Below are 23,984 nucleotides of genomic sequence, written 5' to 3' on the forward strand. Positions count from 1 at the left end.
GGTCACCGCTTTCGGGTCTGGTCGGAAGGAAGTTCACGCAGCCAGGACCGAGGTCCCACCACGGAACAGCGAAGTGCGGCCACCCGGGCCGATCGATCGAGGCGTTCGTTCATGCCGCTCTCGGCTCGTGTCGTGAAATACGAGTAAGCCCCGTGGAACACATCTCCGGCGCCCAATGTATCAACCGCCGTCACTGCCGGGACGGTCACCGATCCGGACGACCCGCCGCTCCACCACGTGATCGGCGCGCCCCCGTGCGTCGTGACGACGGTGGGAACGCCGGCCGCGACCAGTGCCGCGGCGGTGGCGTCCGAGCCGTCGGTCCCGGGCATGCGGAAGTCCGCCGAGCACACCATGTCCGAGACAAGCGGAGCGAGTTCGGCCATGACCGGCTTCCACCGACCGGCGTCGACCACCGCCCGGATACCGTGGGCAGCGGCACTCTCGGCCGCTGCGCGCGCCATCCGGGGGTGATGGCCGTCGATCAGGACGACGTCGGCCTCGGCGATCACCGCGTCCAGATCGGTCGGCGGCGCCACCTCGGACGCGACCGCGTCGAGCGACACCACCGATCGATCACCCGTGGACTCGACGACCGACACCGCCGAGACGGGTACGGGCCTTGCCGTGCCCGCCGCAGCATCGATCACCTCGACGCCGTACCGGTCGAGATCCGCACGCACGAGCCCGGCGACAGGATCGTCGCCGAGCGCCGTCACCAGGATCGCGCGACCGCCCAGCGCGGCGAAGGTGACGGCAGCATTCGCTGCCGGACCCCCCGCCGCGACGAACTGATCCGTCGACGTGATCTTCTCGTTGACCGCCGGTGGTGCCTGGATCCGGTGAATCACATCGAGTGTCGCCAGGCCCACGAAGACGCCGAGCGAGGTCGACGTCATTACAGCCCAGCGCGTTCCGACTCGGTGGGTTCGGTCGCACCGGTCATCAGAGCCACCACCTCGGACATCGTCCGTTGCTTCGGATCGACGACGCCGGCGCGCTGCCCCAACCGGTGGATGTGAATGCGATCGGCCACCTCGAACACGTGCGGCATGTCGTGCGAGATGAGCACCACGGGAATGCCGCGATCACGGATCGACCGGATCAGGTCGATCACCATGCCCGATTCCCGCACGCCCAGTGCAGCAGTGGGCTCGTCCATGATGATGACGCCGCGACCGAATGCCGCGGCGCGGGCGACGGCGACACCCTGACGCTGTCCACCGGACAACGTCTCCACCGCCTGGTTCACGGACTTGATGCCGATCTTCAGGTCGGCGAGGTGCTGCGACGCCTCCTCCCGCATCCTCGGCATGTCGAGGCGTCGGAAGAGGCTGCCCATCACGCCCTTCCGCTTGATCTCGCGACCAAGGTACAGATTGGACGCGATGTCGAGCGCAGGGATCACCGCGAGGTCCTGATAGACGGTCTCGATACCTGCAGCCCGCGCATCACGCGTGTTACGGAACGACTGGACCTCACCGTTCATCAAGATCTCACCCGAATCCGGGACCACCGCGCCGGCCAATGCCTTGATGAGACTGGACTTTCCGGCACCGTTGTCGCCGATGACCGCGAGCACCTCGCCCGCCCGGAGCTCGAAGTCCGCTCCGTTGATGGCGGTGACGTTGCCGTACCTCTTGACCAGGCCACGCGCTTCGAGAACAGGTGCGGTACTCACTGTGACCTCCTGCGTGCGAACTGATCGACAGCCACCGCGACGATCACGAGGATGCCGGTCGCGATGTTCTGGTAGAGACTGTCGACACCGGCCTGGGTGAGTCCGTTGCGCAGCACACCCACGATCAGCGTGCCGACCAGAGTTCCGACGACGCCGCCGCGGCCACCGAAGAGGCTCGTGCCGCCGATGACCACTGCGGTGATGGTCTCGAGGTTGGCGTTCTGATACGCATTCGGATCCGCGTTCGGGATGCGTCCCAGCGCTGCCCACGCTGCGATGGCTGCGATGACGCCCGTGACGATGTAGACGGAGAACAGCACCCGGCCGGACTTGATACCCGACAGATCCGATGCCTGCGGGTTACCGCCGACGGCGTAGATGTGCTTGCCCCAGGACGTCTGCGACAACGCGTACCACATGACGATGTAGACCAGCAGCATCGCGACCACACCGTACGTCGTCGCGAAAGTCCCTATCTTGAAGGATGTTCCGAGGAACGTGAGCGGGCCCTCTTCGACGCGGTACGTCTCGGAACCCGCGAGCAGCCGCGTGGCTGCCTGGATCGCGGTGAACGTGCCGAGCGTGACGATGAACGGCGGCAACCGCAGCACGGTCACGAGGCCGCCGTTGATCGCTCCGAACGCCACGCACACCAGCAGCGTCGATCCGAGTGCGACGACCGGACCGTTAGCCCCCGCGCTCTGCGCCATGACGATGGTGCCGAACACGGCGACGGCGCCGATCGAGAGGTCGATGCCCGACGTGAGGATGATGAGAGTCTGTCCGACGGCGAGGATTCCGACGACGACGGACTGTTGCAGGATCAGCGACACGTTCTGCGGATTCAGGAACGAGTCCGAGAGCGCGCTGAAGACGATGATCGCGAGGATCAACGCCACCACCGGCCCGAGCAGCGGTTCACGCAGAATGTTGCTCGCGGTGAACCGGCTCGGTACCGACTGCGGCGCTGTCGCGGGTGCGGCAGTGCTCATGGAGTGACTCAGCCCCAGCAGTTCGCTTCGGCCCAGGTGGTGTCCTGGGACTCGAGGCCGTCGACGGGCTTGTCGGTGATGAGCTGCGAGCCGGTGTCGTTGAAGCCGCTCGGCTTGGTGCCGTCCTTGGCGAAGGCCACGACTGCCTGCACGCCCTGCTCGGCCATCTTGGCGGGGAACTGCATCACGGTCGCGCCGATCTTGCCGGACTTGACGTCGGCGACACCGGTGCAGCTGCCGTCGATGGATCCGATCGTGACCTGTGCTGCCTTGCCCGCGGACTGAATTGCCTGGTAGGCGCCTGCGGCGGCCGGCTCGTTGATGGTGTAGAGCGCGTTGGTCTGCGGTGCGCGCTGGATGAGGTTCTCCATCGCGGTCTGCGCCTTGGTCTGGTCGCCGTTGGTGTTCTCCTGGCCGACGATCTCCGGTGAACTGTCCGTCAGGCCCATGCCCTCGAGAAAGCCCTCGTGACGGAAGGAATCGACGGTGCCGCCCGCAGTGCCGTCGAGCATGACGACCTGCGGCGCCGTGGAGCCGAGCGCTGCCTTGACCCACTTGCCCTGGCTGACGCCGGCCGCCTTGTTGTCGGTCGCGAAGGTGGCGTCGACCGCGTCCTCGGGGTCGGTCGCGGTGTCGAGTGCGATGACCACGACGCCGGCGTCGCGAGCGTTCTGGATGGCGTCGAGCACGCCGGTCGAGCTGTTCGGGGTGATCAGGATGCCCTTGACGCCCTGTCCGACCATGTTCTCGATCGCGGAGACCTGGCCCTCGTTGTCGCCGTCGAAGGCTCCGGCCAGAGCGACGAGCTCGGCGCCGTCCTTGTCGGCCTGGGCCTGAGCCGCCTCGCGCAGCTTGACGAAGTACGGGTTGGAGTCGGTCTTCGTGATCAGACCGACCTTGACGCTGTCGGAGCTGGAGCCGCCGCACGCGGTGAGGCCGAGAGCCAGCGAACCGGCCATCAGGAAGGTGCCGAGAGCGAGCGTGCTTCTGCTGCGATTTTCGAACATGTGGACTCCCTTGTCCCCATTGCGACGCCGACCGCATCGCGTGATGGCGGGAGCTTATGGGGAAGGAAAGCGCTTGCGCATGCGTTTTCGCGAAAGTCGTCCCGACCAATTCTCGAACCGGACAAACCCGGCTCAACGCACCCCGGCGGGCTCCGGCAGCGCCATCCCTCGCTCCCCCATCACCTCGCGCAGACGGTCGGGGTAGTCGGTGATGATGCCGTCGACACCCATGTCCATCAGGGCCGCCATCGTCGCGGGATCGTCCACCGTCCACGGCACGACGCGGATCCCGGCGGCATGCGCTGACGCCACCATCTGCGGCGTCACGTAGAACTCGAAGTCCGCGTCTCCCACGGTTCCCTTCTGCGGGCTGCCCTGCACGGGCGAGAGGGCGTGGGCGCCGAACGACTGCACCGCCGCCACCGGATCGCCGCCGAACTCGTCGATGTCGAGGCCGCCCAACCACGGGGAGGCACCCGGCTCACCGACCTCGAGGAAGTCGGGCTCCGTGAGCGCCACCAGACGCATCGACGGGTCGATCTTCTGCACCGCGAGGAGAGCGCCCCAGTCGAAACTCTGGATGGTGGTCCGGTCGAGCAGTCCCGCTGCCCGCACCGAGGCGAGCACCACGTTGGCGAACTGATCACGAGGCGCCGTCTCCGTGGGCGCCGCCGCCTCCACCTTGGTCTCGATGTTCAGCTGCACCGTGGACTCGTACGAGTTCACCAACGCGAGTACCTCGTCGAGAGTGGGGATGCCGGCATCGGTCGCCACCCGCTGATCGGGGTAGCCGTCGAGTTGCGCCACACCGCAATTCAGTGTTCGCACCTGCGCCAGCGTCAGCGTGTTCACATATTTCCCGACGTAGGGAAACTCGGGATCACCGTCGGTCGCGGGCCGGGTGTCGCGGCACTTCGCGTCCGGCACCTTCCGATCGTGCGTGACGACGGCGATGCCGTCCTCGGTGATCTGGGTGTCCATCTCGAGGGTGGTGACGCCGAGCTCGAGGGCGTTGGTGAACGAGGCGAGCGTGCTCTCGGTGACGAGCCCGAGGCCACCGCGGTGGGCCTGCAGGTCGAAGCCGTCGAGCGGCTGCGCGGTCTCGGTCTCCTGCGCGGAGCAGGCCGCCAACGCCATGCACATCGAGACGGTCAGCAGCACTCGTCGCATCGCCATGATGCCCACGCTAGGACGGGAAAGTGAACGCGCGATGGATCAGAGTGCACCACGACGGGTCGAAGGTGAGCTGCCGGGCGGGTGTCGACTGCTCCGCAACGTCATGAGTATGTGACTGGTACCGGAGTCGTTGTGGCAGTACGAGCGTGACGGCATCGAGGTGGTGCAGGCCAGGGCGGCCGGATTGGTGAGCGGCGGGTGGTGCGGGACTCGTTCGAGTTGGCGGTTTACCTGCCGACGCGGTGATCGTGTGCAGTGATCCGCGCTGTCCGCGGATTACTGCACACGATTTGTGCGGCTATTCGACCCGGGTGGCGCGGGAGTTCATCGAGTACTTGCCGCGGTAGAACGTCGGTTCCCCCAGTCAGGGAGTACCGGCCGAGGTTGCGGCATCGAGCCAGACCTGCAGGTCGTCGTCGGATTCCAGAGCTGCCGCGTCCACCGAGATCCACCCCGGTCCCATCGACCTGCCCGCGCCCATCTGGGCGCGGCGAGCTCCCGGGCGTCCGATGTAGTCGTCGTCGCGTTCGCGCGGTACCCGGACCAGCAAGGCGCCGCCGCCGTTTCCGACGGACACGACCATCTTCCCGTCGACCATGAACGCGAGGCCGCCGAACATCGCCTTCTCGGTCACGGTGGACCTGGCGGACAGCGCAGCACGAACCCGGTCCTCGAGGTCAGCGTCACGAGCCATGCGGGAACTCTACGGCGCGTCCCGGCGCGCCGGAAGGTGCGCGGAGCCGCGGAATGCGCGGGTGAGCGCACCGTCGATACGAATGCGGTGCAGAAATGTTCACCTAGCGACGATTTTTGCACCGGATCTCACACGAGCCCGCTGGGACCTTCGAACGTGAACCCGCGCGCTTCGAGTTCGGCGAGGCGCCACTCGCCCTTCTCGGTGATGCACGCCCGAACAACCTCGGAAATCGTCAGTGCCGTTCGATCCGGCGCAGACAGGTAGCCGACCTCACCTGCATGCCCCTCCGCGATGCGGCGCATGGCCTCGTCCAGAGCGACGTCCCATTCCTCCCACCCGACGTCGTTCGATGCGAGGGCGCCGAGTGTCATCAACCCCGACTCGACGAGCGACCTGATGACAGTTGCTGTCTGCTCGGCTGTCGTCGACTGCCCCCTGGACTGGATCGTGTAGTACATGAACTCCCAGAACTTGATCCAGTCGTCGTCCAATTGGACCAAGAGGTTGAATTCGAGTTGTTCGTCGTTCATCGCACATCCGCCTTGATCATTCGTCCACACACACAATGCGGGGGCGAACGTCCGCGATCAACCGACTGCCGATGCGGTGCAGAACTGTTCGCTCAGCGACTACTTCTGCACCGGATCTCACAGCAGTCCGCTACGGGTCTCGAACTGACCGATCGTGTTGTCCCACGTCATGCCCTGCGCCTCGAGCTCCGCAAGGCGTCGCTCACCTTTTTCTGTGATGTTCGCACGAAACACTTCGCACCAGACCAGGTCTTCACGTTTCGTAGCTTGCAGGTAGCCCTGACTGGTCCCGTGTCCCTCTGCGATCCGGCGCATCGACTCGTCGATGTCTACGTTCCACTCTTCCCACCCGACGTCGTTGTTCGCCAGCGCTCCGAACGTCATCAACCCGGACTCGGCGAACCAACGAATGACGCCGGCAACGGTGTCGATCGTGGTGTTCCATCCCCGGAACCCGGAAACCATGGCCACAAAACCCCACAGCGGCATCCAGTCGTCATCGAGTTCGTCGAGCAGTCGAAACTCCAGGCCCTCTTCGACATTCATCGCACATGCACCTTGATCACTTGAGTACCTTCCGGCTTCACGATGTCGACCACCGATCCACCAGACTTGCTGTCGACTCGCAACTGGATTCCCGTACCGTCCGGCAATTCGTATCGCTCGATAATTTTGACACTGTCACCTGTTCCGACCGCCCTACCCTGCTCAGTGAGTTCGTCGAATACGGCTCGTACGTCCTCTTCCGACTCCACTTGTCGGTTGACACCGCGCCGACCCGGCTCCGTCAGATCGTTCAACACTTCGTCCACGCCCGCCGCATCGACCGGCCCGGCATCCTGGAAGAAGCTGTCCGGCAGCGCGTCGTGGATCGCATCCCACGCATCCATGCCGAACCGGTCGACCAGCGCGAAGGCCATCGCTCCGACGGACAGCACACCGGCCGCGATCATCGCGTGCACGGCCGCCTCCACCGCCCAGGCCAGGCCGATGGCAAGGGGGACGAGGTGGCGTGGTTCGCCGTGGAGAAGTGCAGCGGACGCGTCGTCGATGGACCGGGCAGCCGACTCGTCCGCATCGATCAGCGCCCGTACATGCGCCGCGATGACCCCCGTGTGGGAGACACCGTTGCTGACCACCGACCAGTCCGGAGCGACGAGGCACCCGTCCGCCTCGGCCACGGCGACAGCGTCGAGAAGCGCTTCGCGAGCGACGGCGATGGCAGAAGCACCATCGCGAACTGCACGCTCCAGCACTCGCAGCTGAACCGATCGGCGTTGCGCTGCAGCAAGATCGCGTCCGAGACGACCTACCGCAGCATCGCCGGCCGCACCCTGCCACGCCTCACGCAGATCGACACGGCTGATGTCGATGGCCGCCGCCCGAGATTCCAGGGCCGAGGCGCCGTCACCGATCCACGCTGCGTCGATCCGGACGGCGTCGGGATCCCAGGACGCCACCACCTCGCGGCGCGGCGCGAGCTCAGCGACCTCCATGCCAGAACCCCTCGAACCGTGCGGCGTTGACCGAGTCCGCCTCGGCGTACCCGACGGCAGCGACATCGAGCGAATGCGCTGTCGCGGAGAAATCCGCGACGAGATCGTTCAGTGCCGAGACCGCTCGCTCTTCGGCACGCGCAAGTGCCGCTGCGGTCGATGCACCAGGTAGCGTGCTCACACCTCGCCGCACCACACCGATCTGCTCCGCCTCGCCGAGAACCGCTCGGCTCGCGGCCCGCATGGCCCCCACATCAGCGACGACGAACATCGTTCCCACCCCCTCGCCGGAAAAGACGCGTCAGTCGCTCAACCCGTTCCACTGTCGACGTTTGCGCTGTTCACGCCGCATCAGGCGTAGTGTTCGCCGTATCGGAGCCATCTGGTTCCCTTGATCAAGGGGCTGACACCATGGCTGACAAGTCTCCGCGCAACTCGATGACACAGAAATCGGGTAAGTCGCTGAAGGAAAAGCGGCTGGACAAGAAGACGAAGGCCGCGGGAAACATCGCTGCCGACGACGCCTCCGCAGCGGTGAACAAGAAGAAGCGCTGACCACCCGATAGCGACTCGCCATGCGGGGTACACCGAGAGATGAGCGAAGAAGCGCGCCGCAACGACGGTGACAACGACGGCCCCGTCGAAGAGGAACTGGAAGAGAGCTTCGACGCGGTCGTCACCGAGGGTGCCGAGCGTCTGCACCGCACCGTCCGCGCCGTGATCGTCACAGGCCTGTTCGGCGGTCTCGAAGTGGCCCTCGGCGTGATGGCCTACCTTGCTGTTCTCGACGAGACGGACAGCCATCTCCTCGCCGGACTGGCGTTCGGGATCGGGCTCGTCGCAATCTATCTCGCGCACAGCGAGCTCTTCACCGAGGACTTCCTCATGCCGGTCGCTGCCGTGGTGTCCCGCGACGGCACCCCCGCCCAACTCGCGAAACTCTGGGTCGGCACGCTGCTCGCGAATCTCGTCGGCGGATGGGGAGTGATGTGGCTTGTTGCGCAAGCGTTCCCGCAGTGGCTCATGGTGTTGTCCGAATCGGCACATCACTTCGTCGACGCACCCCTGAACACGCAGTCGATCTGTCTGGCGATTCTCGGCGGCAGCACCATGACGCTGCTGACCAGGATGCAGCAGGGAACCACGTCGGACGTCGCCCGCATCATCGCGGCCATGGCGGCCGGCTTCCTGCTGGCGGGTTTGCAGCTGTTCCACTCGATCTTGGACTCGCTGTTGATCTTCGGCGCAATCCACGCCGGCGCCGAAGTGGACTACCGGCAGTGGATCGAGTGGTTCGGCTACACGGTCGGTTTCAACATCATCGGTGGCGTGATGCTGGTGACGGTTCTTCGGCTGGTGCGTACGAAGGAGTTGGTGAAGGAGGAACGCCGGTCGTGAACCGTCAGGTGAGCTCGCTGAAGCGCTCGGTGTCGCGCACCTGACCGGAGACGATCACCATGTCGTCCTCCGCGATCACGGTGTCGGCCGTGGCATAGGTGAATCCTTCGCCCGGCCTCTTCACAGCCACGACGGTGACCTTGTACTTGGCCCGCACAGCAGTGTCCCCGAGCCGATGGCCGACGAGGAACCGCGCGGGCGTCGTCTTGACCATCGCGAATCCGTCGTCGAACTCGATGTAGTCCATCATCCGTCCACGCACCAGATGGGCGACGCGCTTACCCATGTCGTGTTCCGGCCGCACGACATGGCTGACACCGATCTGCGTCAGGATCTTCGCGTGCGCATTGCTGATCGCCTTGGCCCACACGTTGCCCACCGACAGGTTGATCAGGGCAGAGGCAGTGAGCAGGCTCGCCTCGAGATCGGATCCGATACCCACGACCGCGCGATCGTATTCGTGCACCGACAATTGCCGCAGCGCCTCCTCGTCGGTGGTGTCCGCGACTGCGGCATGGGTGAGGCGATCGGACACTCGCTGCACGACGGCCTCGTCCGAATCGATGCCGAGCACCTCGGCACCCTGCGCCATCAGTTCGAGAGCCAGGGACTTGCCGAAGCGCCCGAGGCCGAGGACCACGACGACGTCGGATGACGGCTTCTTAGCCAATGAACGGCCTCTCTGTGGGGAAGGTGTATCGCCGATCGCGTTCGCGCGCCGCGAGCGCACTCACCAGCGTGATGGAGCCGATGCGGCCCAGGTACATGAGGACGACGAGTATCAGTTGCCCCCACCCCGGCAGCTGCGCGGTGATGCCTGTCGAGAGTCCCACGGTAGCGAAGGCGGACACCACCTCGAACAACAGCACGTCCAGGTCGAACGGGGTCGCGGCGAGAAGCACCACGACCGGCACCATCACCAGCGCGACGCCGACCAGGGCGACGGTCAACGACTGACGCTGCACCCTCGAGTCGATGCGTCGGTCGAAGACCGTGACCGAGCGGTCGCCGCGCACCTCGGCGATGATGACGAACAGCAGAATGGCGAAGGTGGTGACCTTGATGCCGCCCGCGGTACCGCCACTACCGCCGCCGATGAACATCAGCACGTCGGTGACGAGCAGAGTCGCGTTGTCGGCGTCCGCGTAGTCGATGCTGTTGAAACCGGCGGTCCGCGGCATGATGCCCTGGAACGCGGCCACCAGTAGCTTGCCGCCGACTCCGCGCTCAGCGAGCGTGTTCGACCATTCCAGTACGAGTACCAATGCCGGGCCGAGCACGAGCAGTGCCGCTGTGACCGTGACCGTCAGCCGCGTGTGCAACGTCCATCGTCGACGAGTGCGTCCCCGAACATGCCGGGCGACTTCGAAGAGCACCGGGAAGCCGATGCCGCCCAGGACCACGGCGACCAGGAGCGGCACACAGATCCACGGATCGGTGGCGAAGCTGATCATGTTGTCGCTGAACAAGGCGAAGCCGGCGTTGTTGAACGCGGACACGGAGTGGAAGATGCCGAGCCACACGGCCCGTCCGAGCGGCTCGTCGTAACCGACGGCGAAACGGCCCGCGAGACACGCCGCGACCGCCGTCTCGATGAGGAGGCTGGTACGCACGACACCCACCACGACGCTGCGCACGTCGCCGAGTCCGGAGGTGCGGAGCTCGGCCGCCGCATTGAGGCGTCCGCGAAGACCGATGCGATCGGCGAGGACGAGACCCACCAGCGAGGCCATCGTCATGATGCCGAACCCACCGATCTGGATGAGCGCGAGAATGACGCCTTGACCAGCGCCGGACCAGTGCGTGGGAGTGTCCACCACGATCAATCCGGTCAGACACATCGCCGATGTGGCGGTGAACAGGGCGCCCAGCACGTCCGTGCTCTTGTCGACCTGAGTTGCCGCGGGCAGCAACAGGAGAAGGGTCCCCGCTGCGATGGCGGCGGCGAAACCCAGCGCCACCAGGCGCAGCGGGGTCAGCACGGCCTTCGCGGCCCGACGAGGTGCCGGGCTCGAGCTCATCGTCACCGGAGGCACGTTACTGCAGCGGGTGCGCGCACCCGCTGCAGACTGCAGCGGGTGCGCGCGGCGGCTCTCAGCCGCCGACTCCCACGCGCACGTCGGGAGCGCCGAGCCGTGCGGCATCGGCGGTCTCGTCGTCCGGCTGCGCCTGCGATTCACGCTCTGCCGCAACGCGCTTGCGGTAGTGCTCGATCTCGTCGGACACGTGCTGCTCGTCCCACCCGAGGATGGGTGCGACCAGTCCGGCGACCTCTGCTGCGGCGGCTTCGCCGCGATCGGCCAACTCGATCGACACGCGGATGCGCCGCGTCAGGATGTCGTCGAGGTGCTGCGCACCCTCGTGGCTCGCGGCGTAGACGGCCTCTGCCTTGAGGTAGTCCGGTGCATTCTCCAGGGGCTTGCCGAGCTCCGGGTTCTGATCGATCAGCTCGAGGATCTCACCGACCAGGGTGCCGTAGCGCCCGAGCAGGTGCTCCATCCGACCGACACGCATCCCGGCGCGCTCAGCCGCGAGCTGCCGTGAGTTCCAGGCGCCGAAGTAGCCGTCGGCACCGACGAGCGGGATCTTCTCGGTGACGCACTCCGGAACCTTGCGCTCCATGTTGTGCACCGCGGAGTCGACCGCATCCTTCGCCATGACCCGGTACGTCGTGTACTTGCCGCCGGCGATGACGGTGAGGCCACGCACGGGGCTGGAGACGGCATGCTCGCGTGACAGCGTGCTGGTGGAGTCGGACTCGCCGTACAGCAACGGACGCAGACCGGCATAGACACCGACGACGTCCTTGTGATCGAGCGGATCCTGCAGCAGCTTGTTGACGTGCCCGAGGATGTAGTCGATGTCGCTCTTGCTGGCCGCGGGATGCGCCAGGTCGAGCTTCCAGTCGGTGTCGGTGGTGCCGATGATCCAGTGGCTCCCCCACGGGATCACGAACAGCAGCGACTTCTCGGTGCGGGTGATGATGCCCGTCGAGCTGTTGATGCGGTTGCGGGGCACCACGAGGTGCACGCCCTTGGACGCGCGAACCTGGAACTGCCCGCGGCCGCCGACCATCTCCTGGATCTCGTCGGTCCACACACCGGCAGCGTTGATGACCTGCTTGGCGTGGATCTCGAACGACTCCCCCGACTCGAGGTCCGTCGCGACGACGCCGATGACACGGTCGTCCTCACGCAGGAAGCCCGTGACGCGAGTGCTGTTGGCGCACAACGCTCCGTAGGCCGCCGCGGTGCGGGCGATCATCATGGTGTGGCGGGCGTCGTCGACCTGGCCCTCGTAGAAGCGCACGGCACCGCGGATGGCGGAGCGCTTGCCCGACGGGAAGGACTCCAGCGTCTTCTTCTTGCCCAGGTGCTTGTGGTGCGAGGGCACTCCGCGGCCTGCGCCCATCACGTCGTAGACACCGATACCGAGGCCGACGTACGGCCGGTCGATCAGCTTCTCGAGCGGGTAGATGAACGGCACGGGGCGTGCGAGGTGCGGGCACAGGTCGTTGAGGACCAGGGACCGCTCCTTGAGCGCCTCGAAGACCAGCGCGAAGTTGAACTGCTCGAGGTAGCGCAGGCCACCGTGGAACAGCTTGCTGGACCGGCTGGACGTCCCGGCGGCATAGTCACGCGCCTCGACGAGGCCGACCTTCAGACCACGGGTGACCGCGTCCAACGCGGCGCCCGTTCCGACGACACCGCCGCCGATGACGAGGACGTCCATCTCCTCGGTGGCGAGACGTCGGAGTGCTTCCTTACGCGCTTCGGGGCTGAGAGCTGTTGTGGTGGAATTCATTCGGCATCGACCCAATCGAGTGTTCGTGTGACGGCTTTCTTCCAACCGGCGTAGAGCTTGTCTCGCTCCGCGTCATCCATGGACGGTGTCCACGTCTTGTCCTCGGCCCAGTTCTCGCGGATCTCGTCCTCGCTCGCCCAGAAACCGACGGCCAGGCCCGCTGCGTACGCCGCACCCAGCGCGGTGGTCTCGGCGACTACCGGCCGGACGACATCCACGTTCAGAATGTCGGACTGGAACTGCATCAGCAGCTCGTTCACCACCATACCGCCGTCGACCTTGAGCACCTCGAGGTCGACGCCCGAATCGGCGTTCATGGCCTCGATGACCTCGCGCGTCTGGTAGGCGGTGGCCTCGAGCACGGCCCGTGCCAGGTGGCCCTTGTTGACGAAACGAGTGAGTCCGACGATGGCGCCGCGGGCATCCGAGCGCCAGTGCGGGGCGAACAGACCGGAGAACGCGGGCACGAAGTAGGCGCCGCCGTTGTCGTCGACGGAGCGGGCGTCGGTCTCGATATCCGCTGCGGTGGAGATCATTCCGAGGTTGTCGCGCAGCCACTGCACGAGCGATCCGGTGACGGCGATGGAACCCTCGAGGGCGTACACCGTCGGCTGATCGCCGATCTTGTAGCAGACCGTGGTGAGCAGTCCGTTCTTGCTCATCACCTTGTCGGTGCCTGTGTTCAACAGCACGAAGTTGCCTGTGCCATAGGTGTTCTTCGCCTCACCGGGCGACAGGCACGCCTGACCGAATGTGGCGGCCTGTTGGTCGCCGAGAATGCCGGCGATGGGAACACCGCTGAGCGAACCGCGCTCGCGGACGTTGCCGTACACCTCGGAGGAGCTGCGGATCTCAGGGAGCATGGACATCGGGATGCCCATGTCCGCACAGATGCTCTCGTCCCAGGACAGGGTGTCGAGATCCATCAGCAGCGTGCGTGAGGCATTGGTGGGATCGGTGTAGTGCAGACCGCCGTCGACACCGCCCGTCATGTTCCACAGGACCCAGGTGTCCATGTTGCCGAAGCACAGCTCGCCGGCGTCGGCCTTCTCCTGCGCGCCCTCGACGTTGTCGAGGATCCACTTGACCTTGGGGCCCGAGAAGTAGGTCGCGAGCGGCAGACCGGTCTTCGCGGTGTACTTGGTGGCGTCGCCGCCGCCGAGCTTGGTGACGATGCGGTCGGTGCGAGTGTCCTGCCAGACGATGGCGTTGTAGACGGGCTTGCCGGTGGCGCGCTCCCACACCAGCGCGGTCTCGCGCTGGTTGGTGATGCCCACGGCCGCGATGTCCGACGGGGTCAGGTCGGCCGCGGCGAGGGCGCCGGCGGAGACGCTACGGACGTTGTTCCAGATCTCCACAGCGTCGTGCTCGACCCACCCGGCCTGCGGGAAGATCTGCTTGTGCTCGCGCTGATCGGCGGCGACCACGGTGCCCTTGTGATCGAAGATCATGCACCGGGTCGAGGTGGTGCCCTGATCGATCGCTGCGACGTAACGGGTTTCGGTCATCAGTGGTTCCCCTGGGTAGTGGAGTGGACGATCATGCGGACTTCTCGGGCAGACGGCTGGGCTCTTGCTCGTCGTCGCCGTCGGGATCGGCCGGCAGGAACCGGCCCACCAGGTTGTCGTAGAGCAGCACGCCGATCGGACCGCCGATGATGGGACCGACGATCGGCACCCAGAAGTAGAGGCTCCCGTACTGATCTCGCCATGCCCCACCGTATCCCGTGATGAACGACGCCAGGCGGGGTCCGAAGTCACGGGCCGGGTTGATCGCGTAGCCGGCATTGGTGCCCCACGCGAAGCCGATGGCCACGACGATGAGGCCGATGATCAGCGGCGCCATGTTGGCCAGCGGCGGGCTGTTCCGCGTGTCGGTCACGGCGACGATGAGGAACAGCAGAATCGCAGTGCCGATGATCTGGTCGATGAGCGCGGAACCGAGGCTGACGGGCAGCGTGCCGTTGCCGGGGAGCGTCGAGAAGATCGTCTGCGTCGCGGTGGTGTGCTCGGGATCGATCGCGTTCAGCATGTCGTTGTAGTTCCACCGCACCAGCAGCGCGGCGACGAAGGCACCGAGGGTCTGCGCGAGAACGTAGGGCGCGACCTTCGACCACGAGAAGCCGCGGAACAACGCGAACGACAGCGTCACAGCCGGATTGAGGTGCGCACCGGTAGCGCGGCCGGCGACGAAGACACCGAACATGACGCCCAGGCCCCAGGCCCAGGCGATCGAGTCGTGGTCACCGAGGCTTCCGGACTCACCGCCGGAGACCACCTGCGCCACGACGCCGGCACCGAACAGAATCAGAATCATCGTTCCCGCGAACTCGGCCGCCATCTCTGCGGGCAGCCCCCACTTCGCGCGTTTGTCCGTCACGCCATCTCCTTCATGTTTGTGATCCAGGCCATACAGAGCAACTGAAAGCCATGCTAGGTGACATGCACGTTGTCGCAAACCATGTGCACATATGTGCAACTCGGACCGGATCGCGATACCGCGGCGGTGCCGATGTGGTTTAGCGTTAGCTCATGTCGGAGCTGCAGATGTACGGGGAACACCTACTCCCCGACGCGACGGATCCGCGCACGATCGACGCGGTGCAGGCGGCGCGGCTCTACTACTTCCAGGATCTGACGATGGCCGCGATAGGCCGCGAGATGGGGGTCTCCCGCAGCACGGTGTCGCGGCTCATCACCTTTGCCCGCACCTCGGGCCTCGTGGAGATCAAGATCAGCACCGCCCTGGGCCAGGCGCCCGGGCTCGAGCGCGCCTTCGCCGATCGGTACGGCGTCCGCGCCCACGTCGTGCCTGTTCCGGAAACGGTGAGCGACGTCGATCGCCTGGACCGAGTCGCCATGTTCGCGGGCCGTCTGCTGACGACGTTCTTCGCCTCCGACATGGTCATGGGCGTCGCGTGGGGAACGACGGTGAGTGCCGTCAGCCGGCACCTCGCGCCGAAGCGCACGCATAACTCCCACGTCGTGCAGCTCAACGGCGCCGCCAACACACGCACCACCGGGGTCTCCTACGCGACGGACATCGTGCGTACCGTCGCGGACGCGTACGGCGCACTGCCCCAGGGCTTTCCGGTGCCCGCGTTCTTCGACTACCCGGAGACACGGCAGATGCTCTGGCGCGAACGCAGCATCAAGCGCGTTCTGGATCTCCAGGAGCGCATGGACCTCGCCGTGTTCAGCATCGGCGTTCACGGCGGCGCCGTGCCGAGCCACGTCTACAGTGCGGGCTACCTGGAGAAGTCGGATCTCGAGGAACTCGACCGGGACGGCGTCGTCGGTGACATCGCCACCGTCTTCCTCCGCTCCGACGGCAGCTACGACCGCATCGCGCTGAACGAACGTGCAAGCGGCCCACGCCTCGACCGACTCAAAGCCGTGCCGCGACGCGTGTGCATCGTTGCCGGCGAGTACAAGCTCACCGCGCTGCGGGCGGCGCTCGCCGGAAAGATCGTCACCGACCTCGTGATCGACGACCTCAGCGCGGCGACCCTGCTGCAGGCGTAGGTCAGCTCTTCTTCTTCGTTCCCGGCAGGATGCCCGCGGAGATGACGGCCTTGACGTAGGGGCGCGCGGAGGAGATGAGCTCCTCCGCATCGTCGACACCGCGCCACGCGGCGGCAGCCATCGCATCGGTGCGGTCCTCGATGTGGCGGTCGAGTGCGACACCGTCGTCCGTCAGGGTCTCGACGCCGTCGGCCGTCGTGACGAGACCGCGCGCGACGAGACGCTCGGCCGCCGAGTCCCACTGCTCGTCCGACCACTCGCGCGTCAGCTGGGTGATGCGGCGCCCGAGCACCCGACGAGCACCGGGCTCGGGGTGCTGGGCCTCGTGGAAGACACCGGCCTCCGTCGGATCGAGGTCTGCGTCGAGGAGAGCCGCGAGGTGGCCGTCGCCGCGCCATTCCCGCAGAACCGCGATGGCGTGCCACAACTGCAGGTGCGGGACGTCCGGCGCAGAGGACTGGTGCCACGCCGCAGACAGCGGGCGGCCGGCGAAGGTGAGCGTGTCGCCGATGCCGTGCAGTCGATCGGCGAGCGACGTGAGGCCCGGGTCGGACACCGACTCACCCAGCGCATTCCCGAGGACAGTGTCCAGCGCGTCCCATCGGCGCCGAGCCACGGTGTCGAGGCCGGCGGCGATCGCCGCGGGCCAGGAGCGCTCGATCAGCGTGGTGTTGAAGCTGTAGAACGCGGCGGCGACCACCCCGGCGGCACACGGCCCCATCGGCTCTGCGCGCGAACCCACGTACCAGGCGTGTCCGTCGAGACCGGTGTCCCGGCCCGCCGCTCCGAGTTCGGGATTGAAGTACGCCGAGATGTGGAAGGGCTCGAACGTGCGGTACGCGGCGCGGGCATGGGCGGCTGCCGTGGAGTCGGTCATGGGTCGAACCTACTGATGACTCGCCCGCGAGGTACACCGCCTCCTTCATCGCGTGTGCACGTCGCGGCGATCGAGCAATCGGGTCGTGGCCGCCACCACGACCCCCGTGAGCAGAACGGCGGCAGTGACCACTGCGGTGGCTGCGCCGGTCGTCAGCGCCCCGGGGTCACCGAAGGCACCCGACGCGAGCTGACTCGCCCGCGTGGTCACGGCGTAGGGAAACACGAACACGGCAGCGTGCCACTCGGCCGTCATCGCGACGACGGCGACACCTGCACCCACCATCGCCACCGCGATGGGAGCGGCGAAGGACCGCATCGTCATCGACAACGTCGACTGCAGTGCAGCGAGTGGGATCACGGCGATCGCGGTCAGTGCACCGACCGCGACGTACTGCGTCGGCAGCATGCCCGGCAGCCCGAACACCAGCTTGCCGAGAATCACGACGGCCACCAGTTCCACTGCCAACATCGCCATTCCGAGCGCTGCCACCGCGACGGTCTTGGCCACCACGATGCGTCCAGTCGGTGTCGCACTCGCCATCAGCGCGTTCCAGTTGCCACCTCGGTGTTCCGGTCGCCACACCAGCGATGCCAGCACGGCGACTCCGAGCGCGAGGGGGAAGAGTCCGAAGAAGACGGTGGTCCGGAGCCACAACGTGTTCCAGCCGTCCTCGAGACCGGCGCCGGACGCCGCGGTGTTCACGACGCCGAGTGCCGCCATGACGAGTGGGAGGACGACCACCACCGCCCACACCTGAGAACGCTTGAGCTTGAGCACTTCTGCCCCCAGAATCTCTGCATAGCGGATGATCTTCATCCCTCCTGCCGGTCGAGCCGACGAGTGGCAAGTGTGAACACCACCGATGCGAGTACCGCGAGGACGGCGACGCTGCCGTAGGACGGCGTAAGCGTGACCACCGCGTCGCCCTGGTAGTCCGCGGACGCGATGAGCGACCAGTACCCCCACGGGGTCAGGTGCGCCGCCCACACGGGCAGCCCGAACGAGCACAGCGCGACGACGGTGCCGACGATGCCGATCCCCAGTGCGACGAGTTGATTGTCGAAGCGCGCCGAGACCAGCACCTGCAGGGCCAGCACCGCCAGCGCGACGACGAGAGCGCACACGGTCTGACCGAGCCACAGTCCGGCGGGCAGTGTGTCCAAGATGCCGCCGAGAACTCCGAGCGCGAGAGCGCCGATGCTTCCGAGGGAGGTCGCGATGACCACGTGCACCGCCGTGCACCAGAACTTGGCGCGGCACAGTCGCCCGGGCGTCACACCCGACGTCCGCGCCAGCAACCACCCGTTCCCCTGATGCTCGATCTCCACTGCGCGGCTGGCGATCACCGCGATGAGCAGGGGGGACGCGAGGGGTAGTGCCAGCGACAGGCCTGCGAGGGGAAGGCCCCATGTCAGCGGTTCCCCCTCACCCTGCGGGGCGCCGCCCAGCATGCCCACCATCGTCAGTGCGGTGATTCCCAGCGCGAGCGCGGCGGCGACGACGCCCAGGCGCAGGTGGCGGTACTTCGCCAACTCGTTGCGCACGGACGACGTGCCGGACGACGTCGACGGTGACAGTGTCGTGGTCACAGCCGCCCCCCGCTCGTCAGGTTCATGAAGACGTCCTCGAGGGACTGCTCGTCACGGCGCACGCCGTACACGCCGGCACCCGCCCCGACCAGATCCTCCACGACACGCGCCGTCGTGCGATCGTCGATACCCGCCACCCGAACGGTGTGGCCGTCGACACGGGCCGGAAGCTTCTCTCGCAGAACCGCTCCGGCGCGATCCGGGTCGACGGTGTCGATCAGCACGTCCGGTGTGGCCGCGCTCGTCAGATCGGAACGCGATCCCTGGAAGATCATGCGCCCGCCACTGAGAATCCCGAGTACGTCGGCGGTCCGGTCGATCTCACCGAGTAGATGACTCGACACCATGACAGTCACTCCGTGCGACGCCAGATGACGCAGGAGCTCACGGATCTCCTCGATTCCTGCGGGGTCCAGTCCGTTCGTCGGTTCGTCGAGGACCAGCAGGCGCGGTTCGCGTGCGAGCGCCATGGCGATACCGAGGCGTTGCTTCATGCCCAGGGAGTAGTTGCGGACCTTCTTGTCGAGCTGGTCCTGCAAGCGCACCGTCCGGACAGCCCGGTCGATCTGGTCCGCGCGCAGTCCGAGACTGCGCTGGACGACGCGCAGGTTCTCCCCACCCGTCAGGTGCCCGTATCCCGGCGGTGCCTCGATCAACGAACCGACCTGCGCGAGCTGGTCGCGTCGCGTCTCCCGCGTGAGAGGGCGGCCGAAGAGTGATATCTGACCCGACGAGGGCGTCACCAGCGACAACAACATCTTCATCGTCGTCGACTTACCCGAACCGTTGGGCCCGAGGAAGCCGTAGACGCAACCCTCGGGAATCCGCAGGTTCAGGTCGTCGACGACGGTGGTCGATCCGTACCGCTTGCCGAGGCCCTGTGTGTTGACGATGTCCATGACCCACACTCTGCCGACGGTGGGCGCGAAAATCGTCAGTCCGGGGACGGATATTCGGAGGTATACCTGAGTAGGAGATCAGGCCGGACAGTGCATCGGCCAGGGCGTGGCATCAGCGGGGGCGCTGCATCATGCCGGCCTCGTACGCGACGATCACCGCCTGCGTCCGATCGCGCAACCCGAGTTTGGCGAGGATCCGTCCCACGTGTGCCTTGACGGTCACCTCGGAAACCTCGAGCGACGCGCCGATCTCGGCGTTGGACAGCCCTGAGGCGATCGCGTAGAGCACCTCGGTCTCCCGCGCGGTCAACTTCTCGAGATCGGCCGACCTGGTGAACGACGGCGCCGACCCTCGAGTCACGTGTTCCACCAGGCGCCGCGTGGTCGACGGTGCCACGACCGCGTCGCCGTCCCGGACGTGGCCGAGCGCGGCGACGAGTTCGTCGACCGGGCCGTCCTTGAGCAGGAAGCCGGTCGCACCGCATCGCAGCGCCTCGAAGGCGTACTCGTCGAGGTCGAACGTGCTCAGTATCAACACTTTCGGAGACCGGGGATCCTGGCAGAGTGCACGCGTGGCGGCGACACCGTCCATGACGGGCATGCGCACGTCCATCAGGACGACGTCCGGGTTCGCCGAGCGTGCGACCTCCAGGGCTTCCTGACCGTTCGACGCCTCGCCGACCACCTCGACTCCTCGGGACTGCAGAACCATGCGCAGGCCCGTCCGGACGAGTGCCTGGTCGTCGACGAGGACGACACGCATGGTCACCTCGGCACCGGCAGACGCGCGTGGACGCCGAACCCGGAGTCCGTGGGTCCGACCTCGAGGTCCCCTCCCTGAGCCTCGACTCGTTCGCGCATCCCGATCAATCCGAGTCCCCCGGTTCCGGTTCCGCTCTTCCCGTCGTCCACCACGCGAATGTCGACTCCGTCGTCGTTCCAGCACAGCGACACACGAACCTCGTGCACCTCGCCGGCGTGCTTTCGGACGTTGGTGAGTGCTTCCTGGATCACACGGTAGACGGCCGCGGCGGCACCCGCACCGAGCTCGCGCGGTGTCCCCTCGTCCACCCGTACGACCGGGATGCCCACGGCGCGTGACTCGTCGAGCAGCGCGTCGATTCGATCGAGACCCGGTTGCGGGCCGACGGGGTCGTCGTCGGATCTCAGCACGGTCAGCATGGACCGCATCTCACTCATCGCACCGCGGCTGGTGTCGCGCACCGAGCGCATCGCCTCAGCCGCACGGTCCGGATCCGCGTGGGCGATCGATGCCGCACCCTCCGACAGCAGCACGATCGCACTGAGACTGTGCGAGACGACGTCGTGCAGTTCTCGTGCGATGCGGGTGCGCTCACCCAGAACGGCCATGCGGGTGCCGGTCTCGCGCTCGCGCTCGGCCTGCGCCGCACGCTCCTCCAGAGACTGCACGTACAGGCGCCGGGTTCGGGCCAACGTGCCGATGAGCCACGCGACGGCCATGGTTGCGACGAACAGTCCGACGTCTCCCGGCGACAGGTCGTTCGCCTCTCGGTCCGGCAGCGTCACGAGAAGAGTCCACCCGGCAGCGACGACTGCCGCCGGTAGCGAGATCTGCCAGGCGCGAGCGGACGCGACGGCGAACAGGGAGAACACCACCATCACGTCCGCCACCAGGGGCCCGAGGCCGAGGAGTACCTGCAGGTGAGCTGCGGCGATCACGACGGCGAAAGAGCCGACAGGATGGCGACGACGCCACACGAACGGCAGACACAGCCCCACCGGCACGATCAGCTCGAGGGGACTCGATGTGCCCTGAACCGGCAGGTTGTAGGCGAACACCGCCGCGGCGATCGCGATGTCGGTCGCGCGCCGTCGTCGTCCGGATGTCGTCTCCGTCGCCATCGGTCTCGACACCACGACATGGGCACTCACGACGAACGCCGTGCGCCCCTACCGAGGTGCACGGCGTTCGTCAGCGTCGAGTGCTCAGGACGCCGAGGCCTCCAGTGTCGTCTGTCCGCCGGTGTTCTCGGACTGCGCGATGCTGATCTTGCGCGGGGCGGCACGCTCCGACAGCGGGATGTGCACGGAGAGAACACCGTTGTCGTACGACGCGGTGATGCGCTCGGTGTCGATGCCGTCACCCAGCGCGAGCTGGCGACGGTAGGTGCCCGTGAAGCGCTCCGAGGTGAGCCACTGCCGGGAGTCGCCGCTCGGCGCCGAACGGTGGGCCGTCACCGTGAGGGTTCCACGGTCGACGTCGAGGTCGATCGAGCCCGGATCCACACCGGGGAGGTCCGCGTCGAGGACGTAATGGTCGTCGACCTTGTACAGATCCATCGGCATGAACCGCGGCGAACGGTCGGTGCCCGACCCGGCTCCCAGCAAGCTCGAGGTCACGGCGTCGAGGTCACGGAAAGGATCGAAGCGAAGCACAGCAACACACCTCCTGTATCTCGTGGACACCGAGCCCGTCATGCTCGGCTCCTCTGTGCGTGACACCGAATTTAGCACTCGCGATCCGAGAGTGCCAAGTACTTTCCGAGATTTTTTTCGACCGAAGTCGCTCTCGCAGTGCAGGACTGGTGGACGGTAGGTGCGGGTCGCTCACGGCGACTACGCTGAGGGAAGTGCGCGAAACGGACACCGCCGTTTCCGGAAGAAAGGCCTCTCATCCATGGCGATCGACTACACCAAAAGGCCGTCCACCCCCGCCCCGGCAGCGGGCGGCGTCAATCTGAGCAAGGTGACGCTGTCGAAGGCCGCACCGACGGTGAATCTGGCCAAGAAGGGCGAGAGCCAGGGCGCGATGCGCGTCAATCTCAATTGGTCGCAGGGCGCAGCCGCACCCGAGCCGAAGAAGAAGGGCTTCCTCGCCAAGCTCGCCGCGGCGTCGTACGGCACCGGCGGGGTCGACCTCGATCTCGGCTGCCTGTACGAGCTGGCCGACGGGTCGAAGGGCGTCATCCAGGCGCTGGGCAAGAGCTTCGGTGCCCTCGTGAGCGCACCGTTCATCCAGCTCGACGGCGACGACCGCTCCGGATCCGTCACGGGCGGCGAGAACATGCACATCAACCTCGCGCGGCCCGACGCCTTCAAGCGGATCCTCATCTTCGCGATGATCTACGACGGCGCCCCGAACTGGGCCGCGGTCGACGGCGTCGTCACGCTGTTCCCCACCAGTGGCCCGCAGGTGGAGGTACGTCTGGACTCCGACAACAACTCCGCCCGCATCTGCTCGATCGCGCTGATCCAGAACACCGGTCAGGGCATCACGGTCACGCGCGAGGTCGAGTACATCCAGGGCAGCCAGGCGGACCTGGACAAGAAGTACGGCTGGGGCATGCGCTGGGCGGCCGGGCGCAAGTAGTCAGCCTGTCAGGCAGCGCACGAAATTCTTCACGCTCGCCGTCTCGTGTCGGCCCTCGACCCGCACGAGCGAGATGGTCCGCTCGACGGTCGGCGACAACGGGGCGTGACGCAGCCCCGCGAACTCCATCATCGGCAGAACGAGTTGCGGGACGGCGGTGACACCGAGACCCGCCGCGACCAGCCCGGCGACCGCTCCGACGTTCTGCGCGTGCATCACCGGGCCCGTGCGGACGTCGGCGTCGTCGAGCGCGCGGGCGACGGGTCCGGCGATACTGCTCTGCGACCCGAACGCGATGAACGGCTCGCCGGCCAGTTCCGCCCACTCGATGCGCTCCCGGCCGTCGAAGGGGTGGCCGGCGGCGAAGGCACAGTGGAACGAGTCCGTGGTGAGGGTTCGGTGGACCAGTCCGGGTTCGGTCGTCGGTGCCGAGACGAGCGCCATGTCCACGGTGCCGGTCAGCAGGTCCGTCAGCGCTTCCTGGCGCAGCCCGTCACGGATCTCGAGCAGGACGTCCGGGTAGTCGCGGCGGAACTGCACCACATAAGCCGGAAGGAACGTGGCGGCGAGCGACGGCAGGCATGCGACCGACACGGTGCCGCGATCACCGGTGACGAAACGACCGATCTGCGCGAGCCCCTCGTCGAAGTCCTGCACCATCTTCCGGGCGTACTGCGTGACGGCGACACCGTCGGGTGTCACGACGACCCTGCGCGTCGTGCGCTCGAACAGCGTGACGTCCAGTCGGCGCTCCGCCTCCGCGACGGATCTGCTGAGCGAGGACTGCACCATGCCGAGCGCCGAGGCCGCCGCCGTGAAGCTCTCGTGATCGGCGATCGCGACGATGCAGCGAAGGTGCGTCATCCCCAGATTGAGGTTCACCCGCCGAGTCTATGCATGGCCGCCATCAATGCATCCGCAATTGATATTGGACTTGCAATTGTGATGTGAGCAACATG

General features: G+C 66.6%; 27 protein-coding genes. 4 read left to right on the forward strand and 23 right to left on the reverse strand.

From position 1 onward, the window contains the following. Positions 1–2: 2 nt before the first annotated feature. The 10 genes from JOE30_RS20650 to JOE30_RS20695 form a co-directional block, all read right to left on the reverse strand. Positions 3–899 carry a PfkB family carbohydrate kinase gene (locus JOE30_RS20650; RefSeq protein WP_204868813.1) on the reverse strand — a complete coding sequence of 299 codons (897 nt, stop codon included), beginning with the start codon at positions 897–899 and terminating at the stop codon, positions 3–5. Then, positions 899–1,681 (reverse strand): ATP-binding cassette domain-containing protein, encoded by a 783-nt coding sequence (locus JOE30_RS20655; RefSeq protein WP_027504795.1) that lies wholly within the window; start codon positions 1,679–1,681, stop codon positions 899–901. Before JOE30_RS20655 ends, JOE30_RS20650 begins: the two co-directional genes overlap by 1 nt. Beyond that, the gene (locus JOE30_RS20660; RefSeq protein ID WP_204868814.1) at positions 1,678–2,673 is read right to left on the reverse strand and encodes an ABC transporter permease; all 996 of its coding nucleotides are present in this window, start codon (positions 2,671–2,673) and stop codon (positions 1,678–1,680) included. The genes JOE30_RS20655 and JOE30_RS20660 overlap by 4 nt, the downstream gene beginning before the upstream one ends. Before the next feature lie 8 nt (positions 2,674–2,681). Further along, positions 2,682–3,680 carry a substrate-binding domain-containing protein gene (locus tag JOE30_RS20665; RefSeq protein ID WP_027504793.1) on the reverse strand — a complete coding sequence of 333 codons (999 nt, stop codon included), beginning with the start codon at positions 3,678–3,680 and terminating at the stop codon, positions 2,682–2,684. 132 nt (positions 3,681–3,812) lie between these two features. Beyond that, positions 3,813–4,856, reverse strand: coding sequence for a glycerophosphodiester phosphodiesterase family protein (locus JOE30_RS20670; RefSeq protein ID WP_371831689.1), 1,044 nt, complete (start codon positions 4,854–4,856; stop codon positions 3,813–3,815). A gap of 364 nt (positions 4,857–5,220) precedes the next feature. Continuing rightward, the gene (locus JOE30_RS20675; protein ID WP_204868815.1) at positions 5,221–5,550 is read right to left on the reverse strand and encodes a TfoX/Sxy family protein; all 330 of its coding nucleotides are present in this window, start codon (positions 5,548–5,550) and stop codon (positions 5,221–5,223) included. A 128-nt stretch (positions 5,551–5,678) separates the two neighbouring features. Further along, entirely contained in the window at positions 5,679–6,083 is a 405-nt protein-coding gene (locus JOE30_RS20680) for a hypothetical protein (protein WP_204868816.1), read from the reverse strand. 117 nt (positions 6,084–6,200) lie between these two features. Next, the gene (locus JOE30_RS20685; protein WP_204868817.1) at positions 6,201–6,629 is read right to left on the reverse strand and encodes a hypothetical protein; all 429 of its coding nucleotides are present in this window, start codon (positions 6,627–6,629) and stop codon (positions 6,201–6,203) included. Then, positions 6,626–7,579, reverse strand: a complete 954-nt coding sequence (locus tag JOE30_RS20690) for a hypothetical protein (RefSeq protein ID WP_204868818.1) — start codon at positions 7,577–7,579, stop codon at positions 6,626–6,628. Before JOE30_RS20690 ends, JOE30_RS20685 begins: the two co-directional genes overlap by 4 nt. Further along, on the reverse strand, positions 7,566–7,850 hold the full coding sequence (locus tag JOE30_RS20695) for a hypothetical protein (RefSeq protein ID WP_204868819.1): 285 nt from the start codon (positions 7,848–7,850) through the stop codon (positions 7,566–7,568). Before JOE30_RS20695 ends, JOE30_RS20690 begins: the two co-directional genes overlap by 14 nt. A 140-nt stretch (positions 7,851–7,990) precedes the next feature. On the opposite strand from JOE30_RS20695, the gene JOE30_RS20700 reads away from it, so the two are divergent. Both JOE30_RS20700 and JOE30_RS20705 read left to right on the forward strand, forming a co-directional pair. Then, complete coding sequence (locus tag JOE30_RS20700) at positions 7,991–8,134, forward strand: hypothetical protein (RefSeq protein ID WP_197027742.1); 144 nt, start codon at positions 7,991–7,993, stop codon at positions 8,132–8,134. 39 nt (positions 8,135–8,173) lie between these two features. Beyond that, on the forward strand, positions 8,174–8,977 hold the full coding sequence (locus tag JOE30_RS20705; RefSeq protein ID WP_204868820.1) for a formate/nitrite transporter family protein: 804 nt from the start codon (positions 8,174–8,176) through the stop codon (positions 8,975–8,977). Between the two features lie 4 nt (positions 8,978–8,981). Here JOE30_RS20705 and JOE30_RS20710 read toward each other — a convergent pair whose 3' ends face one another. From JOE30_RS20710 to JOE30_RS20730, 5 genes are all read right to left on the reverse strand, one after another. Next, the gene (locus JOE30_RS20710; RefSeq protein ID WP_204868821.1) at positions 8,982–9,647 is read right to left on the reverse strand and encodes a TrkA family potassium uptake protein; all 666 of its coding nucleotides are present in this window, start codon (positions 9,645–9,647) and stop codon (positions 8,982–8,984) included. Next, a complete protein-coding gene (locus JOE30_RS20715; RefSeq protein ID WP_204870610.1) occupies positions 9,640–10,998 on the reverse strand; it encodes a TrkH family potassium uptake protein in 1,359 nt (452 codons plus the stop codon). The genes JOE30_RS20710 and JOE30_RS20715 overlap by 8 nt, the downstream gene beginning before the upstream one ends. 73 nt (positions 10,999–11,071) lie before the next feature. Then, positions 11,072–12,781, reverse strand: coding sequence for a glycerol-3-phosphate dehydrogenase/oxidase (locus JOE30_RS20720; RefSeq protein ID WP_204868822.1), 1,710 nt, complete (start codon positions 12,779–12,781; stop codon positions 11,072–11,074). Then, positions 12,778–14,289, reverse strand: coding sequence for a glycerol kinase GlpK (glpK, locus tag JOE30_RS20725; RefSeq protein WP_027504786.1), 1,512 nt, complete (start codon positions 14,287–14,289; stop codon positions 12,778–12,780). Before glpK ends, JOE30_RS20720 begins: the two co-directional genes overlap by 4 nt. Positions 14,290–14,320: 31 nt before the next feature. Continuing rightward, positions 14,321–15,121, reverse strand: a complete 801-nt coding sequence (locus JOE30_RS20730) for an MIP/aquaporin family protein (protein WP_204870611.1) — start codon at positions 15,119–15,121, stop codon at positions 14,321–14,323. A 191-nt stretch (positions 15,122–15,312) separates the two neighbouring features. On the opposite strand from JOE30_RS20730, the gene JOE30_RS20735 reads away from it, so the two are divergent. Next, positions 15,313–16,305: a sugar-binding transcriptional regulator gene (locus JOE30_RS20735; protein WP_239532444.1), complete on the forward strand. Its 993-nt coding sequence runs from the start codon at positions 15,313–15,315 to the stop codon at positions 16,303–16,305. Position 16,306: 1 nt separating this feature from the next. Here the strand turns inward: JOE30_RS20735 and JOE30_RS20740 are convergent, their stop codons facing one another. The 7 genes from JOE30_RS20740 to JOE30_RS20770 form a co-directional block, all read right to left on the reverse strand. Further along, positions 16,307–17,182 (reverse strand): hypothetical protein, encoded by an 876-nt coding sequence (locus tag JOE30_RS20740; protein WP_204868823.1) that lies wholly within the window; start codon positions 17,180–17,182, stop codon positions 16,307–16,309. 45 nt (positions 17,183–17,227) lie between these two features. Then, entirely contained in the window at positions 17,228–18,001 is a 774-nt protein-coding gene (locus JOE30_RS20745; protein WP_204868824.1) for an ABC transporter permease, read from the reverse strand. Then, positions 17,998–18,774 carry an ABC transporter permease gene (locus tag JOE30_RS20750; protein WP_307806273.1) on the reverse strand — a complete coding sequence of 259 codons (777 nt, stop codon included), beginning with the start codon at positions 18,772–18,774 and terminating at the stop codon, positions 17,998–18,000. Before JOE30_RS20750 ends, JOE30_RS20745 begins: the two co-directional genes overlap by 4 nt. Continuing rightward, on the reverse strand, positions 18,771–19,673 hold the full coding sequence (locus tag JOE30_RS20755) for an ABC transporter ATP-binding protein (RefSeq protein WP_204868825.1): 903 nt from the start codon (positions 19,671–19,673) through the stop codon (positions 18,771–18,773). The genes JOE30_RS20750 and JOE30_RS20755 overlap by 4 nt, the downstream gene beginning before the upstream one ends. Before the next feature lie 112 nt (positions 19,674–19,785). Next, positions 19,786–20,442: a response regulator transcription factor gene (locus JOE30_RS20760; RefSeq protein ID WP_204868826.1), complete on the reverse strand. Its 657-nt coding sequence runs from the start codon at positions 20,440–20,442 to the stop codon at positions 19,786–19,788. Next, on the reverse strand, positions 20,439–21,587 hold the full coding sequence (locus tag JOE30_RS21750) for a sensor histidine kinase (RefSeq protein ID WP_204868827.1): 1,149 nt from the start codon (positions 21,585–21,587) through the stop codon (positions 20,439–20,441). Before JOE30_RS21750 ends, JOE30_RS20760 begins: the two co-directional genes overlap by 4 nt. A gap of 54 nt (positions 21,588–21,641) precedes the next feature. Then, entirely contained in the window at positions 21,642–22,091 is a 450-nt protein-coding gene (locus JOE30_RS20770) for an Hsp20/alpha crystallin family protein (protein ID WP_056442946.1), read from the reverse strand. Between the two features lie 241 nt (positions 22,092–22,332). Here JOE30_RS20770 and JOE30_RS20775 point away from each other — a divergent pair, with 241 nt between their 5' ends. Further along, positions 22,333–23,025 carry a tellurium resistance protein gene (locus JOE30_RS20775; protein ID WP_204868828.1) on the forward strand — a complete coding sequence of 231 codons (693 nt, stop codon included), beginning with the start codon at positions 22,333–22,335 and terminating at the stop codon, positions 23,023–23,025. On the opposite strand, the gene JOE30_RS20780 is transcribed toward JOE30_RS20775, so the two are convergent. Continuing rightward, positions 23,026–23,907 (reverse strand): LysR family transcriptional regulator, encoded by an 882-nt coding sequence (locus JOE30_RS20780; RefSeq protein WP_307806274.1) that lies wholly within the window; start codon positions 23,905–23,907, stop codon positions 23,026–23,028. Positions 23,908–23,984 lie beyond the last annotated feature (77 nt).

The sequence above is a fragment of the Rhodococcus sp. PvP016 genome, from assembly GCF_017832185.1.
GTDB lineage: Bacteria > Actinomycetota > Actinomycetes > Mycobacteriales > Mycobacteriaceae > Rhodococcoides.

Coding starts and splice junctions, on each gene's coding strand:
- JOE30_RS20650 (WP_204868813.1), bottom strand. CDS start 899: ATGACGTCGACCTCGCTCGGCGTCTTCGTGGGCCTGGCGACACTCGAT.
- JOE30_RS20660 (WP_204868814.1), bottom strand. CDS start 2,673: ATGAGCACTGCCGCACCCGCGACAGCGCCGCAGTCGGTACCGAGCCGG.
- JOE30_RS20665 (WP_027504793.1), bottom strand. CDS start 3,680: ATGTTCGAAAATCGCAGCAGAAGCACGCTCGCTCTCGGCACCTTCCTG.
- JOE30_RS20670 (WP_371831689.1), bottom strand. CDS start 4,856: ATGGCGATGCGACGAGTGCTGCTGACCGTCTCGATGTGCATGGCGTTG.
- JOE30_RS20675 (WP_204868815.1), bottom strand. CDS start 5,550: ATGGCTCGTGACGCTGACCTCGAGGACCGGGTTCGTGCTGCGCTGTCC.
- JOE30_RS20680 (WP_204868816.1), bottom strand. CDS start 6,083: ATGAACGACGAACAACTCGAATTCAACCTCTTGGTCCAATTGGACGAC.
- JOE30_RS20685 (WP_204868817.1), bottom strand. CDS start 6,629: ATGAATGTCGAAGAGGGCCTGGAGTTTCGACTGCTCGACGAACTCGAT.
- JOE30_RS20690 (WP_204868818.1), bottom strand. CDS start 7,579: ATGGAGGTCGCTGAGCTCGCGCCGCGCCGCGAGGTGGTGGCGTCCTGG.
- JOE30_RS20695 (WP_204868819.1), bottom strand. CDS start 7,850: ATGTTCGTCGTCGCTGATGTGGGGGCCATGCGGGCCGCGAGCCGAGCG.
- JOE30_RS20700 (WP_197027742.1), top strand. CDS start 7,991: ATGGCTGACAAGTCTCCGCGCAACTCGATGACACAGAAATCGGGTAAG.
- JOE30_RS20705 (WP_204868820.1), top strand. CDS start 8,174: ATGAGCGAAGAAGCGCGCCGCAACGACGGTGACAACGACGGCCCCGTC.
- JOE30_RS20715 (WP_204870610.1), bottom strand. CDS start 10,998: ATGAGCTCGAGCCCGGCACCTCGTCGGGCCGCGAAGGCCGTGCTGACC.
- JOE30_RS20720 (WP_204868822.1), bottom strand. CDS start 12,781: ATGAATTCCACCACAACAGCTCTCAGCCCCGAAGCGCGTAAGGAAGCA.
- glpK (WP_027504786.1), bottom strand. CDS start 14,289: ATGACCGAAACCCGTTACGTCGCAGCGATCGATCAGGGCACCACCTCG.
- JOE30_RS20730 (WP_204870611.1), bottom strand. CDS start 15,121: ATGGCGGCCGAGTTCGCGGGAACGATGATTCTGATTCTGTTCGGTGCC.
- JOE30_RS20735 (WP_239532444.1), top strand. CDS start 15,313: ATGTCGGAGCTGCAGATGTACGGGGAACACCTACTCCCCGACGCGACG.
- JOE30_RS20740 (WP_204868823.1), bottom strand. CDS start 17,182: ATGACCGACTCCACGGCAGCCGCCCATGCCCGCGCCGCGTACCGCACG.
- JOE30_RS20745 (WP_204868824.1), bottom strand. CDS start 18,001: ATGAAGATCATCCGCTATGCAGAGATTCTGGGGGCAGAAGTGCTCAAG.
- JOE30_RS20755 (WP_204868825.1), bottom strand. CDS start 19,673: ATGGACATCGTCAACACACAGGGCCTCGGCAAGCGGTACGGATCGACC.
- JOE30_RS20775 (WP_204868828.1), top strand. CDS start 22,333: ATGGCGATCGACTACACCAAAAGGCCGTCCACCCCCGCCCCGGCAGCG.